This window comes from Spirochaeta cellobiosiphila DSM 17781 (assembly GCF_000426705.1).
Taxonomy (GTDB): domain Bacteria; phylum Spirochaetota; class Spirochaetia; order DSM-17781; family DSM-17781; genus Spirochaeta_E; species Spirochaeta_E cellobiosiphila.
Genome location: NZ_AUFW01000019.1, coordinates 107,785 through 122,366, shown reverse-complemented (window position 1 = coordinate 122,366; position 14,582 = coordinate 107,785). Strand labels below are relative to the sequence as shown.

At 37.7% G+C, this 14,582-nt stretch carries 15 protein-coding genes; all 15 read right to left on the bottom strand.

Going from position 1 to position 14,582, the window contains the following annotated elements; all coding sequences use genetic code 11:
• Positions 1-321 (bottom strand): hypothetical protein, encoded by a 321-nt coding sequence (locus K345_RS0105285; RefSeq protein ID WP_028973286.1) that lies wholly within the window; start codon positions 319-321, stop codon positions 1-3.
• Between the two features lie 227 nt (positions 322-548).
• Entirely contained in the window at positions 549-4,040 is a 3,492-nt protein-coding gene (locus tag K345_RS0105280) for a hypothetical protein (protein WP_028973285.1), read from the bottom strand.
• Positions 4,037-7,420, bottom strand: coding sequence for a tape measure protein (locus K345_RS0105275; protein ID WP_028973284.1), 3,384 nt, complete (start codon positions 7,418-7,420; stop codon positions 4,037-4,039). Before K345_RS0105275 ends, K345_RS0105280 begins: the two co-directional genes overlap by 4 nt.
• A 225-nt stretch (positions 7,421-7,645) precedes the next feature.
• On the bottom strand, positions 7,646-8,101 hold the full coding sequence (locus K345_RS0105270; RefSeq protein WP_028973283.1) for a hypothetical protein: 456 nt from the start codon (positions 8,099-8,101) through the stop codon (positions 7,646-7,648).
• A complete protein-coding gene (locus tag K345_RS0105265; RefSeq protein ID WP_028973282.1) occupies positions 8,091-8,279 on the bottom strand; it encodes a hypothetical protein in 189 nt (62 codons plus the stop codon). Before K345_RS0105265 ends, K345_RS0105270 begins: the two co-directional genes overlap by 11 nt.
• Complete coding sequence (locus tag K345_RS0105260) at positions 8,279-8,929, bottom strand: hypothetical protein (RefSeq protein ID WP_028973281.1); 651 nt, start codon at positions 8,927-8,929, stop codon at positions 8,279-8,281. Before K345_RS0105260 ends, K345_RS0105265 begins: the two co-directional genes overlap by 1 nt.
• Before the next feature lie 2 nt (positions 8,930-8,931).
• A complete protein-coding gene (locus tag K345_RS0105255) occupies positions 8,932-9,363 on the bottom strand; it encodes a hypothetical protein (protein WP_028973280.1) in 432 nt (143 codons plus the stop codon).
• A complete protein-coding gene (locus K345_RS0105250) occupies positions 9,356-9,745 on the bottom strand; it encodes a hypothetical protein (protein ID WP_028973279.1) in 390 nt (129 codons plus the stop codon). Before K345_RS0105250 ends, K345_RS0105255 begins: the two co-directional genes overlap by 8 nt.
• Positions 9,745-10,050: a hypothetical protein gene (locus K345_RS0105245; protein WP_028973278.1), complete on the bottom strand. Its 306-nt coding sequence runs from the start codon at positions 10,048-10,050 to the stop codon at positions 9,745-9,747. The genes K345_RS0105250 and K345_RS0105245 overlap by 1 nt, the downstream gene beginning before the upstream one ends.
• The gene (locus tag K345_RS0105240; RefSeq protein WP_028973277.1) at positions 10,025-10,249 is read right to left on the bottom strand and encodes a hypothetical protein; all 225 of its coding nucleotides are present in this window, start codon (positions 10,247-10,249) and stop codon (positions 10,025-10,027) included. Before K345_RS0105240 ends, K345_RS0105245 begins: the two co-directional genes overlap by 26 nt.
• Before the next feature lie 9 nt (positions 10,250-10,258).
• Complete coding sequence (locus K345_RS0105235; RefSeq protein WP_028973276.1) at positions 10,259-11,278, bottom strand: major capsid protein; 1,020 nt, start codon at positions 11,276-11,278, stop codon at positions 10,259-10,261.
• A 24-nt stretch (positions 11,279-11,302) separates the two neighbouring features.
• On the bottom strand, positions 11,303-11,650 hold the full coding sequence (locus K345_RS0105230) for a head decoration protein (RefSeq protein ID WP_028973275.1): 348 nt from the start codon (positions 11,648-11,650) through the stop codon (positions 11,303-11,305).
• Positions 11,651-11,652: 2 nt separating this feature from the next.
• Positions 11,653-12,834 carry a S49 family peptidase gene (locus tag K345_RS0105225; protein WP_028973274.1) on the bottom strand — a complete coding sequence of 394 codons (1,182 nt, stop codon included), beginning with the start codon at positions 12,832-12,834 and terminating at the stop codon, positions 11,653-11,655.
• Positions 12,827-14,347 carry a phage portal protein gene (locus K345_RS19880; protein ID WP_053228090.1) on the bottom strand — a complete coding sequence of 507 codons (1,521 nt, stop codon included), beginning with the start codon at positions 14,345-14,347 and terminating at the stop codon, positions 12,827-12,829. Before K345_RS19880 ends, K345_RS0105225 begins: the two co-directional genes overlap by 8 nt.
• On the bottom strand, positions 14,344-14,574 hold the full coding sequence (locus tag K345_RS23045) for a DUF6148 family protein (protein ID WP_028973273.1): 231 nt from the start codon (positions 14,572-14,574) through the stop codon (positions 14,344-14,346). Before K345_RS23045 ends, K345_RS19880 begins: the two co-directional genes overlap by 4 nt.
• Positions 14,575-14,582 lie beyond the last annotated feature (8 nt).

The following is a 14,582-nucleotide window of genomic DNA, read 5'->3' as shown; positions in this document are numbered from 1 at the left end:
CTAACCAATTTCTTTCTCAGATAGAAATGGACGTATACCAATAATAATATTTGCTGAAAACTCATCATTACACGTTTCTAGTGTTTCTCTTGAAAATGGAGAGTCTGTTATTTCAACTTCATTATTGATTAGTTCTTCTATTTCGATAGAATCATCAAGTTTGGATATTAGAGAATTGTATTTTCTTGCTTGTGTTTCGATTGATTCCAGAAACTCTAGATAGTTTTCAGCAGAGCTAAAACTTTTTGCTTTTATATTTGATAGAACCTTAAATGCACCACTTTTTATTAATACTAAAATTTGACCATATGTCACCCTCATAATAACCCTTCCCTTAAAAAATTATTAATATCTATTTTCTAATATTAGCTTTGACCACCCCATTCATAATTCATTCAGATATATTCTTCAGTTAGTTCAAACGCTCGCTCTCTTATATTTTCTGGTGTAATCACATAACTAGGCGTATTCGGACTATTCTCACTACAAGAAAATAAGAATAGAGTGCTAAATATAAATATGTATATTAATTTTTATTCATTATCCACCTACCATGCTATATAATGCGCTTGGCTTACAAGCCCTCCATCTCCAGCTACTATATTTCTTTTTGATACTGCATAATCAATTGAATCCGAAGTTGAATAATAATTTAGCTGTATGGTGTTACTAGACAACCTTTCTATGAAACAAGCAATTCCAGGTCTGGAACGTCCAATGTGATCATTAATAAAATGCCCTCCTCCTGTTAACATTAATTTATCACCAATATCTGGTATTCTATCACCGAATACGTTATACCAATCATTTTCTGTTTTTCTTGTTGTTACACCCCAATAATCATTTATCTGATGCCCCTTTCCTGAGTAAATCCATCCAGGAGTCTTTAGAAATTCTTTTGACAGTACAGTATCTGGATCTCCAGAATCATTATAGCTTGCAATAAAACTGCTAGCATATATTCCAGGAGGGTATGAAAAAGTATTTGCTCCAAATTGAAAAAAACCACCAAGTTTTACAATACTTTTTGAGTCATCAATTTCTATGGTTGTCAACTTAAGAGCCCCATCTCCTTTTAAATACAACTTTTTCACTGCGGCTGTATCTCCTATAAAACCTTTAGCATAATGATATAATTCAGAGTATAGGCACCCGTGTAAACCTATTCTATGACCCACAATTCCATCCTTCGCAAAAAACAATTGATCATCGTTTCCATAAGGAATTTCGTCTCCATAATGATATCCAAATCCAGTTAATGAATCTAAGGTCTTATTACTTTCCCCAATTGTATAAATAATTTTATCAAACTCAGCCCCTTTTTTATCTGCTACACCTACAATTCCTTCTATGATATTTTCTGATTCAATCATATTAGTTTCAAAATAATTCGCAGTGACAATTCCTTTAGCGGAAATTGAAGTGTTAAATATCCACTCACCAAGAGATGAATCAAAATGTAATGCTTTACTTTCATCATTTAGAGGCTCAATTACCATCTTGGCATCAGGTTCAATTTCCTCATATATTTTCGAACCGTTTGAAGTCAGGTTGATGGGGCCATCGAAGTACCAATTAGAATCAATTCCTATATAACCAGCTCTTACATTTGCTGCATTTCCTGAATAGAACTCAAAACTTTGTGCAGACATTTTCATTGTGGAAATAGTTGAAGTTCCAATCTGATTTACAAACAACTTTTCACCAATTAGGAGATCGGAATCAATTGTCATATCTCCTTTTAAATGAATACCTTCTTCATTCAATAAGAAGAGACTATCCCAATCTCCCTCAGTATATTTTTGAAAAGCTATATGTGTATTGATTAATAGAGAGCGGACATCTCCTTCTTCTGGTTCATTGTTCAGATAGAAAGCTAAACCTTCAAATGATATTTCCCTTTTAATGTCTGCATACACATCAAGACTAATAGCTTCTAGTCCAACGGCATTAGCTTGAATAGCTTGGGAAGTAACAGAATCGTTTTGAAGCTCTTCAGATGAAATAGAGTTTGTGGCTAATTCCCAAAGTCCTGTTTCAGTATTAAGTGTAAGTTTTCCTTTAGAAAAGGCATTGTTCAACACTTCACCTGAAACAGAACCAGCTCCTAACTCTCCTGAGTATATGGGCTTTACTATGACTCTCTTTGTGTCTGACCAATCACCTCTCGGTGAGTCTTCATCACCAGGATAAACCGCCACCCTTACCCTAAAGCAATAGATAGTAGGATTTACAATCCCATTTTCTTCATCAAGGTTAAGTTTGCCTGTAGAAAAGCATTCTGCATAAGCAACAGTAACAGAGTTTGTGTTCCCTAAGCCTCCATCAATGGAGATAGATTTCCACTCTAGGTCACCATCTGAATCTTCAGCAATTTGTATTTCATAGAAGAACTTTCCGGTTAATAATACTGGACGATCCCAGGATAATAGAATGGATAAGCCTGTAGCCTGTCCATATACATTTTCTATTTTCCCTTTGTTTGTGAGCTTTTGGGGATCTTTGAAATATCCGTCTTCTTCGCTTTCCCATCCAACTTGGATTTCATCATAGCTTGGTGTGTTTCCTAATTTCTTATTTAACTGGTCCATAAAGAGAAGGTTAGATGATCGGCCATTTGTACTGGATGTTATGGGGGTGTAGATTTGAGCATTCCCCAAGCTCTCTAAAGTGTAAATGGAAAAATCATATTCTTCATTCATGGTTATATTAGATATTCTTCCAGATAAATTGAGAACGTCATTAAATCCAGTTATTAAAGTGGTAAAGCTAACTATAGAACCGAGTGAATATTTGGCTCTAGATTTGAACTTAATGAGGGTAGTGTAGCCATTTAGTCTATTTGAAATATAGTTTGATAAATTAGAGGCACTATTCAAATCATAAATGTATTTTGTTTCATATTCTTTACGATTTGAGCCATCTATAAAATCGACAATAGATTCTTGAATGTTCTTTCTGTATAAGGCATCTCCACGAATATCCATGTAATATAGTCGTTTAATTTCTGTTGTCGGATTACGTAACAATATTTGAGCCCTTTTTGCTTCATATATCTCTTTTTCGACTGTAATACCAAGATCAACACTATAGTCTAAATATTGATTCCAAGTGGTTAATAAAGAAATATCATCATTCTCTAATAGGGCATCTCCTGATAAATAGGGTAGATCTAGCCACTTATCATCATATTTTTGAAAGTGGTCCTCTGCGAAACCTAGAAGAGGGTAGTATTCACCACCTCCAAGCATTTCTCCTGTTCTATTCCCTTTAGAATCATAGGGGGTGTTTTCGCGATATAAAAGAACATCCTCTATTTCTGCCAACTCAGACCATTTTATGTTGATGCCTGTAAACTCATTTTGTACTGATTCAATTGTTAGACTATCCGCGATAATATTCTTAGGTTCAATTGAGTATTGATCACTCTTGGACTCACCCCAATTATAGAGATAGAATTGACCCAGAGCATTCAAATTGAATACATAACCATACTCATATAATAGAGTATCCAAAATGGAACGATATTGAGAGTCTCCGGCTGTGAGTGTAAAGTTTCTAAGTTCTACATCAATTAGATCTGTAATTGTGTTTATATAATCATCTTCGTAACCAGCTAATGAGATTAATTTATGAACAATTGATTCTTCTGTATTATCAGGATTACAAACTTTGAAATTATCCCAACTAATACTTAGATTAATATCCTTGTCTAGAAGATAGGAGTTATCAAAGATTTCAAGATTAATCCAACCTGTAGTTTTCCCAATAGCCAATCCAGTATTGGCTTCAACATAGCCTGTAAACACTGGGTTATTGTCTAAATCTATAACTCTAGCCTTGATGGTTCCTGTTCTAATTAAAAGATTTTGAGCTATGCCAGAGTTATATTTGATAGCTGTTCTATAAGAATTAATGGCAGACCTAAGGCTAGAATTATAAAGAACCTGGTTGATTTGGGTCTGTCTTAAATCTACTAGATCTGAGATTTCTATTTCATTAGATTCTTCAGGAAATTGGAGGTAGATTCTATGTATCATCCTGCAATCCTTTTTCGATTTAGATTATTCTCAATGGCTTTTATCTTTGAATAGAGGTCTTCAATTCCTACAATAGAACCATTTAAGTTAATGGTTATATTTTGTTGGTTACCCCCAAGCTGTTGGCTTTCTTGATCTAGTCCATAAAGATTTTGCTTTTTACCTACTAGAGTGTAATCACCACTTTTTATCCCTTCATTGAAGGTTTTGGGGATAATTCCTTCTCCTTGGTGAACCATGGCAAACATATCCTTAGGGACATTTGAAGTCCCTACATCGAATCCAAAGAACTTTTTAACAGACTTTACCACTGAACCAACAGTGTCAGTTACTGCTTTAATTGGACTGAGAGCCGCATCCAAAGGTCCATCGGCTTTTTTAAATTCTACATTATTTAAGGAAGCAGCTAACATGGCTTGAGATTCTATTAGCTCAATATTAGATTGAATTAGTTCTTTTTGAGATTCTAATTGTTCCAGTTGTAAGTCGCTAGCGGCTTCAACAGCATCTGTCCTTTTTTCTTCTTCTTCCTGTAAATCTTTGAGGGTGTTTGTATAATCTGTTTGGGATATCAAATTATTGTCTAATTCTCTACGAAGAAGATAGATTTCATTGTCATACCACTCATCTATAGCAGATAGTAATTCTTGTCGTTTTTCCTTTTCCGTATCTATTTGATCTTCAATTAGTTCAAGTGATTTTTCTGCTCTTTCTTTTTCTTTTTCCGAGGCTCCATTCCATATGTAATCAAGCCTATCATCTAATCCAGAAAAGGCATTTGAGTTAAATTTGGTAAAATTACTTCGAGTCCCAAAACTTGTTATATACTCAATAGTCGCTACTATGTTATTTCCAGCCCACATGAATATATCAGCAAGGAACTTAGTTGGTGTTTGTATTATTTCTATCGCTGAAACTAGCACCTTGATTGCAAAACCAGCCGCTCTAATAGGAGGTACTAAAAGCTTGGCAATGTTATTTCCTGCGCTATGTAGCAAGTAGACTACAGGTCGAAGAGCTTCTTCTAATTCAGGACCAATGAGGGAGCGCATTCCTTCAAAAATAGTGGCAAATGGGTTAAGTACTTCATTGACACCTTCAATGGAAGTTGCAAAATCTACAAGGGCTTGTACTATCAATGTAATAGGATCAGCCCCAGTTGCTAGCTGCCCAACTTCTCCAAGCTCCCCACTTTCTGCTGAGTTTTTTGCGTAATCTGTCATTGACTTGTCAGAGTCTGACATCTTTGACTTTATATCTAAAGCATCTTCTAGTTGAGATACTATAATTTCATACTTCTTTATTTCTTCATCTAAAGCCTGGTTTGATAAATTGTGGCCAGTTGTCTCTAGTTCAATGAGCTTTTTTCTTGCTGTGGCTAGAGTCTCTTCCTGGATAGATATTTTATCTAATTGTTCAGATGCATCTTTATACATCTGGTCTAACATAGAGCTTTCATTAGCAGATTCAAGCAAGTTATAGGCTTCTACCAATCTTTGTATTGTGTTGTCATCTATTCGGAAAGCCTGGTCTATTTGATCTTTAGGAATAGTTAGGAGTTTTTGGATAACGGCTTTTATTTTTTCTTGCTTAGCCCCAACTAGATCAAACTCTTCACCTAATGATTGAGCTATAGCTGATTGGGTTTCTAATCCTGTATTAATTGTTTCAATGAATGATTCCGCATTAGCCGCCCCTGTTCCTTGTCCAAATCCGAGGATATCTTCAGACCAGTCACGCCATGTTTTCCCTTCATAAGGATCTTCTTGTTTTTCTGGGGTGATTATTCCTTTTCCTGATTGTAATTGGTTAAGTCGGTCCTGCATTTCTTTGAGATCTGGATTAATTAACTCAAGATTCTCGAGGGCTTTCTTGAGTACTTCCACATCACCTGAGGCAATGGCTATTCTTAAATCCTTTCCTCCAAGACCTTCTAGCAACTGGCCCATATCATTGGTTATGCTATCAACCGCCGATTCAAATTGTTCTTCGACTGTGTCAAAAGTATCCCACCAATCACCCTCACCAATGCCACTGTTTAAGTCATTTAATGCGGATTGTATCGAAATCTTTGCGCTTTCTGTTCTTGTTTCGTCGAGTTTTTTGAGTTGTCTAATTTGATTTTCAAGTGAGTAAGCTTCATCAGCTTTTTTAAGAGCTTCGGCCCAATTCTCTGTGGCTTTCGCGGCTTCATAGATGCCCTTACTCATACCATTCATATAACCTAGGTCTTCATAGGAAGTGGCATTTTGAAGTACTTTCTTCTTGGCTTCATCTAACTCTGAAAAGTCAAAACTTCGTTCTCCTCTTATCTGTTTTAAAAAGGCTACATAATTCTTGGATAATTCTGTTAAGGCATCGAGAGCTTCACCTGCTCCTTCAATAGCTGGTTCAAAAGTGGTAGCTCCTGCAATCTTAACATTGTCCATAGCTGTGGAGAGTTTACCTGAAAGGGTAGTGGAGAGTTCTTTCATTCCATTATGGAATTGTCCACCTTCAGAAGTCATACTTTTAAAGGCCTGATTTACATTATCAAAGGAGACTTTGCCTTGGGTAACCATTTTCAGAAGATCACTCTTTGAGACATTTAGCTGTTTTGATAATTCATCAAGTATAGGAATCCCTGCATCAATGATAATATTCAATTCTTCCATTGATGCTTTTCCCTTTGTTTGGATCTTTCCAAAACCTCTGGCTAAGGAATCTAATTTTTCCTGGTTTCCTAGAGCCGTATCACCTAACATTTGGATTTGAGGTATTAGGTCCTTTATTTCTGTTCCATAGCTTCGTAGGGTCTTTGTTGTGTTGGATAATCCATCCATCTGTAAAGGTGTGTTAGCGCTGAACTTTTGGAGCTTTTCAAAGTAACTAGCCCCTTTAGCCATATCCTTAAAGAGAACGCCAAACTCTTTTCTATATCTTTCAAACTCAGCGGCGCCTTTCATCCCAGCAACAGTGACTGCTGTTAACGCGGCCACTGTTCCCAATGCTGCTCCTTGTCCGGCTTTTTTAGCAACAGCTAAGGCTTTGTCTTGGATAATAAGTTTTTTAATTTGAGCTTCATTCTTTTTATAGGTGATTGATAGTTTCTTAATGGCTTTATCGTTAGGATCAATACCACTTTTGATCATCCTTTTGATTTGGCCGGATAACATATTGTTTGTGGTTCTCAAGGAGGACATTTGCCCTCCCATATAATTAGCCGCTGTGGCTGATCTTAGAAGACGAGTTTCGAAGCCTCTGAGATCTGATTCTTTGGCGGAGTTCTTGAACTTTTGCATAACATCTTCTGTATAGCTCAGTTCATTTCCGAACTTTTTCATATCTTCAATAGCTTTTTTGGATTGTGCAATAATCTCTAGTTCTATTTTAGATGCCATTTCCTTCCCTTGATCTTTTCAACTCCCAAGATTCAAGCTTTCGCTTTTCTGACTCAAATGCCATCAATATTTGAATGACAATTGGTCTTTCTTGGTTCGTTCCCTTCCCATTTGGCAATACACCAAGAAGGTTAAACCTTTGGTATATCTCTAAGGCTTCAAAAAACGCCTCAGTCTTGTATTTCTTTACTTCTTTACGCCTTATCCAGAAACCTGGACAGAGGACTATTCCTTCTGAGAATTCTTCTCGCCAGTCTTCTTTGAACCATCCAAGATAGGCGAGGCAGAATCCTTTTTTAAGTCTTCAACTTCCTCTTCTTCTAGTTCATCCTTGAACAGTTCTCCTTCTAATTCAACTAGTAGGGAATAAGCATCATTTCCTCTGGTATTGAATAACTTTTCACCATTGTCAATTTTTACCTCTCCCACAAAGAAGTTATCTATAGAAGGAACATGATCTGTCATCAATTGTTCCGTCTGAGTCATCGTGGTGATTCCTTCCGTATTTCGATCGTACTGAAAGGTTCTAAGCTTCTTTTTTTTCCCATTTGTCAGTCGCTTGAGGGTTACAATGACTTGCTCGGAAGCTGGTAGATCACGATTCCCATTGAACTTGGGAATATAGGTTTCTTCCAAATTGGAAGAGATAGAGGTATAGTTTTTGGGAGCGTTAACTCTCATTATTATCTTCTCCTTTTTTAGCAGGTGATTTGGTTGTCTTTTTTGGGTTCATATCGACTCGGATACTAGCTTCTAGTACATAATAATCAGGACCCTTATAGACCTTATTTATGTCCGCATTTTCGATTTCCTTGCCATCACTATTGAATAGTTTTCCTTCTTTATAGGCTAACTTCATCAAGCGGCCACCTTACGATAGTAGACTAGAGGCTTTTGAGAACCATCAACATCATAGTTGAAGTTAAACTCTAATACTCCCTCCATGGGTTTTTTCAAGCTTCCCCCATTGATCATACAAGGTTTGAATATGGTGACTTCTACCTTACCAATTTCGGTTGTTTCAAAAAGGGTAGTTGCAAACCAAAGAACATCAGAGTTTACAGATTTAAAGGTGTAGGAGCCTGCTCCATCATCTTCGATACTAGGGAAGAACTTATTTAGTAAGTTCTTGGCGGTTTCATCTGTTGACTCATAGATGGCATTTAGAGTTCCAGAGTTCTTGGAAAACTTTGCAGGTACGTAAGCATAGTTTTCATCAATCTGTGTGGTAGCATCCATATTTTCTTTGGAAAAAGACATGTCCATATCTTTAGCAATTCCCATTTTGCTGAATACCCATTCTGCAATACTGTCCCCTGTTGCTAAAGTGATGTCTGTTGAACAGTAAAAAGGATATCCAACAGGAACAGGCTCTGGTAGTCCACTTCCTGCCCCTTTAGCTAAGATCTTATAGAAGGAGTCTTTTGTAATCTGGGTAGATCCATCACCTACCACTTTAGCCCCTTCTGTTAGATGGTATATGAATCCATCTTTACCAGAATTCCTCATTTTTATCCTTCCCTTGAAGCCTCTGTAGTAAAATCCATTAATACCACAGGCTTTCCTTTTGATTTGGCTGAAAAGGGGATTGGTTCAACGGTAATATCCTTACAGTCGATAACAACCCCTCCTAAATGGTGATCTTTAGTCAAAGTTTTAACTAAAGCCTTCTGATATAGATATATGTTCTTATTCTCTGAATTAGGAAGAATGATATCTATATATATCTTGTTCTCTTGTTCAGATACCCCATGGTGTACTTCTCCTGAAGCAATAGCCATGGCAGGAAGATCATTGTCATCATTAGACTCAAAAGTATTCAGGGAATAGCTTTTGCAGTCTATAAGGCTCAGGTTGTTTAGTTCTTCGGGAAGTTCTTCCTTAAAGTAGGAGAGTATTCCCTTTACCACTTCATTTGTTATGTCATTAATGTAGTTAGTCACTTAACTCTTGCTCCAATATTTTTTCAAAAGCTCTAATCCTGTCTCCTAAGCGTGATTGAACACGAGGTGGAAGTTTTGCCTTAAATATATCCCTTCCAGGTTCCCTTTCTCCTGACCTTAATCTTCTGCCGTTTTCAAATAGATTAACTGGGTATGCTCTTAATACATACTTCTTAGCTGTTCTATTCTTAGGCCCATAGGATATCAATCCTTTCTTTGTGCTTCTAAGTTGAATCTCCTGACCTGATAAAAAATCATGTCTTAGAATATCTTTTGCATCTTTAGATATAAAGGAAAGTAGTCTGATCCTTATCTTAGGAATGGCCTTAATAAGGTCAAAGATACTCTCAACATCTATCTTATAATCAGGCAAGAAATTCATTAACTTAAAAACACCTTTACTTTGAATCGAGTCACTTCTTTGCGAAGAACATCCCAAATATGATCATCAATAATTACCTGATAATCTTTAAAATTGAAGTTATCCGGTATAAGACTTTTCCAAAACACCACATGAGGTGTCATCACTATTTTAGGAACACCTTCTTCAACGACCTGTTCCGATTCATAATAACGACCTTTAATAATCACATCATCTTTGTCGGTAGCCCTTAGAATGATGTCCTCAAAGTCAGTGGAACTAAATAGTTTGGCTCCATCCTTATTGATTAGATCCTTTAGAGCCATCTTTTTTACCTTCGTCGACAATGTTTTTCTTTACCTCAGACACTTTAACTGCCTTTTTATCCGTCTTGGGAGTATCTGCTCCCACATGTCCTGTCTTACTCAAAGACTTAAACTCATCCTCTGTGAGTTCGATTGGAGCCCCACGGTCATAGGCTGTTCCATTTTTGAAAACTGTCTTATGTACATAATACTTTGCCATTTAATTCTCCTATGCCACTCTTGTTTTGATTACACCGAAGGTGTCAATTTCTTTGGGTACATAAAGAGGTCTTGATTGACATCGGATAAATCTTCGATCAGGATCTTTTGTTTTGAAGCTGTCAATGACTCGTACACCTTTGTACATTACTTCATCCAAAGCGACTCCTGCATACATGGGAGTATATTGAGCCCCTCGGTATCCCATCCAGCAAGTGTTTTCGGGAACGTAAGGAGTTGATTTTCCTTTATTCTCGTAAGTGGCTTCATAAGTGTAGAGGTCCAAAATTAAGCCGGGAATGTTTAATCTTCCTACTAATTCTCCCCCTAATTCCATGATTTGTGGTGAAATATTACCCATGTTGTAGTTACGTACATCCATGAATGAATCTTTTACTTTTGGATGAGAGAGAAAATCATACAATGCATTAGCATCCATAATGCAGGAATTAGGAGTTCGTCCACCGTTCATTTGTATAAGCTTCTTTAATGTTTTCATGGTGAGAATTGGATTGGAAGCCTCATTATTCCATTGATCAGTACCCACCATAGCAATCTGGTGCTCTGGTCTCATGCCAAAGTCGAAAACTTTCCCCTCTCTAGTTGTTACCATTCCAGTGAAAATGGCTTCTGCAGCCTGCTTTTCTTCGGCTCGTTCCTGACGGTCTGATAACTGTTTAGCATCCATGACGGCTAGTTCAAAGGCTCGTTCTTCAGGTGTAATAGTATCACCTGATAGATCTTCACCTGGAAGTCTTTTTACAGAATCAGTTGCCTTTGTTGGAATCTTTTCTGACAAAAGATCAGGTGTAACCGTTTTAGTTTTGTAGCCATCTCGTTTTACCAAAGCTGATTCTTCATCGGGGTGTATGTACGTGGCAACTTCTCTTGTCGCTGATTGAACATCAATGACAATGTTTTCTTCATAGTAGGTTTCGGGTGCAGTAAAGAAGAAACTTTTAAGGAATCCAAAGTTTTCTCTTATCCCAACAACAGCCCTAGAAAGAGCCTTAATTGTAAAATAACCCATAATTGTAATTGGTCTCCTTTTGGTTTATTTGAGATAGATAGACAAAGCTCTTAAGCTCTCTTTGTGTGTGTCCGTAGTGTCTGGATCCATTGTAACAACCTGGGATGTTTCCACATCGCCAGCTAACAGGATGGCAATATTATCAACACTAGACTCAGTGGCATCAACGTCTTCCAGTAGAATGCAGTTCGGTGTTTGATTTACTTCTGTTTCATGATCACTTTTACAAACGCCATATAGATCATCAGATAGTTTTGCTAGTACGGTACCCCTAACATAGGGGGTTTCGCTTTGTTCTAGAGTCCCTCTAGAGGTCTTAACATTTCCCCCTAGGATTAGGAGGTCATAACTGTTGACTTCTTCTGTTATCATGGTTATTTCCTTTTGTGTCTTTTAAGAAAACCAGAGACTAAGCGATCCTCTTTGGCTTCTGGAGTTGGTTCATTGGAACCAATAGCAGAAGCGGACTCTGGTCCAATAACGGGAACTGCTGAAGCATCTTCTAAGATGTTTGCCATTCCATGATCTCTCATTTCTTTCTGTTTTAACACAATGGCATGAGCTGCACTTTCTGGGCTGGTTTTCCCATCGTATTTAAGAGTACTTAGTACTTCTTTTGCCCCATCCATACTTTCAAGGGCTTCGATTCCTTTGATTCTTTCTGACTCTTGTTTAACCGCTTTGGTTTCAATAGCCTGAACTATGTCTGGAAACTTAGATCTAAGTTCTTGTTCATCCATATAACGATCATCCTCCTTTGTGATTTGGTCTTTTACTTCCTCAATCACCTCTTCAAAAGAGGTAACAACTTTATCAATAAGCCCAATTTCTAGAGCTTTAGATGCAATAAATACTTTTCCCTGGCCGTATTCTTTCTTTACGTCTTCGACGGTAACCCCTCGACCAGAAGCCACCCTTTCATGGAAAACTGATTCGATATCATCAACCATGTTTTGATATTCTTCTTTTCCAATATCAGAGGTAGGGGAAGGAGCTTTAAATTGAGCATGTTTTGAGGTGAAGGTAATTCTCTCATATCCCTCATTGGCTAGGGCTAAGGAATCATCAATAAAGGTTGCTATAACACCAATAGAACCGATACGAGAAGTAGGAGTTGCGAATATCTTACTAGTTGAAGAGGCTACCCAATATAAGGCTGAAGCTCCCAGACCATCAATAAAAGAATAGATAGGTTTAGGAAAGTTCGAGATATAATTGGCGAACTGTTCTGTTCCATCCACACTTCCCCCAGGAGAATTAATATCCAGTATGATTGCCTTGATCTTGCTGTCATTCTGGCAATGTTCAAGAACCTTTGTGAGAATGTCATAAGCGGATCCACCAGTAAAATAGGTATACCATGTCATATAACGACTTACAGCTCCTGCAATACTAATCACTGCTATCCCATTTACTACACGTAAGGGATCAATATTGGAACCTTCTCTCATTTCTGTAATCAATGCTTTCAGAAAATCAGAATCAGCTTGTATGGCTTGTAGTTCATTAACTGCATCTTGAGTCATTAAGTAGGGTGTGAATCGTTTCTTATACATTTACAACTTCCTTTTCTGGGGTAATCGAAGCAATTTTTTTATGTTCAACCATGTACCGCTTCAAAATCTTGTTCCAATCTTCCCCATGAATGGCTATAGATTCTCGGGAATGATTAGAAAGGATATTATCAATAAGGAGTTTTGAAGCTTTTGCTTCTTTCAAAGGATCGAGACTTCCCACGGAAGGACCAATCCATGCGGCATTTAACCAAGCTGCTTTTTTAAGGGGATCACTAAAGAAACCAGGAGCATTGATTCTTCCTGAGTAGATCTCCCAGGTTAACCAATGTTCATAGACCACCTGACAAAAAGCATTGGCGATGAAGGAACGTCCTCTTTTATATTCCTTATAGGCTTCTTGTAATGCGGCTCGGGCGGCGGTATAAGAGCTAGTGAAGTGTTTGACAAGAACTTCAAAGGGAATATTAAGAGACATTCCAATTTCCCTTAATACGGCATCAATAAAGGACTTATATCCTTGATTTGGTCGGGAAGGATTGGCTGTTTCAATGGTTTCCCCATCGGCAAGTCCGACGACTGCCCCAGTTCCAAGGTGAAGATTCTTTGTATCGTTGTCATCTTCTTCCTCGTTGGTGACTGTGACTCTTTCCCTCCCTGGATAATCACTAATAGTGTCAGTGACTTTTCCTGTGTCATTCTTAACGAATACAGTAAATAGAGCAGAAACTGCGGCGGCGGCTAATTCTGCTTCTTGATAATCTCCCAAAGTTTTAAGACTCTTAATGATAGGTGTTATCCAAGGATAGGCTCTTCTGTCTCCTGGTGCGGATGGTTTGAAAACATGAGCGACATTTACTTGACCTGTTTTCTTTCCGTAAGCTTCGACTCTTTTCCAGCTTTTAACAGCACCATAAGAATCTTGGCTTGTAGAAAAGTGGTAAGCTATTGGCGCGCCGTATTTGTCAACTTCCACACCACCAGCGATTGTTTTACTGTCCATTCCATAATTGGGATTAGAACAACGAGAAGCTTCTATTAGTTGGACCTTTACAGGAGAAATATCTCCTGTACGTTGAACCTTAGGAAATAAGGCAAAGGCATCGCCGTCAATCAAGTGGGAAAGGCTTATGAGGTCTGTGAGTTCGTAGAAATTAGATATTCTTCTAACATCTACATTCTTACTCTTAGCCCATAGGTCAAAACACATTTCCACTCGTTCTTCCCATTGGTCTTTTTCTTCCTCTGATATACCTAAAATGGAAGCATCGATTTGAGCATTGAGATGTAAACCAGTTCCTATTTCATTAGTAACCTTATTGAGAATGGCTCCTCGGGCTGTGGTATTGTATTTAAAAAGCTTTCTTGATTTGTCCCGAAGGGCTTCTAGGTTGGCATATTCGTTTGATTCTGTCTCAAGTCCTTTTGATCCTTTGGATCGTTTGGTTTTGCGTGAAGAATTGCCTTCAATGGCACTAATAACTTTACGAGTAGCAACTCGTTTTAGGTAGGTTGAAGGGGATACTGACTTAAGAATGGAATCAACGATATTCAACTTTTCCTTCCTCTGTAGGCATAACGGCCTTCTAAGCGAGCTATTTCTCTCTTCCAATATCTAATTCTTTCTGCTACTTGGTTGAGGGATGCTTTTGTCACCTTAGTGGAGCTTCCGCTATCATTATGCTCGTAGGATTGAGCTGTCATGATGTCTCTTTCTGTTTGTATTGCTTGATTAAGCGCTTCTTTGGCTTGAGCCAATTCCTGTGCCTGTGCCTTCGTCATAGTTATCA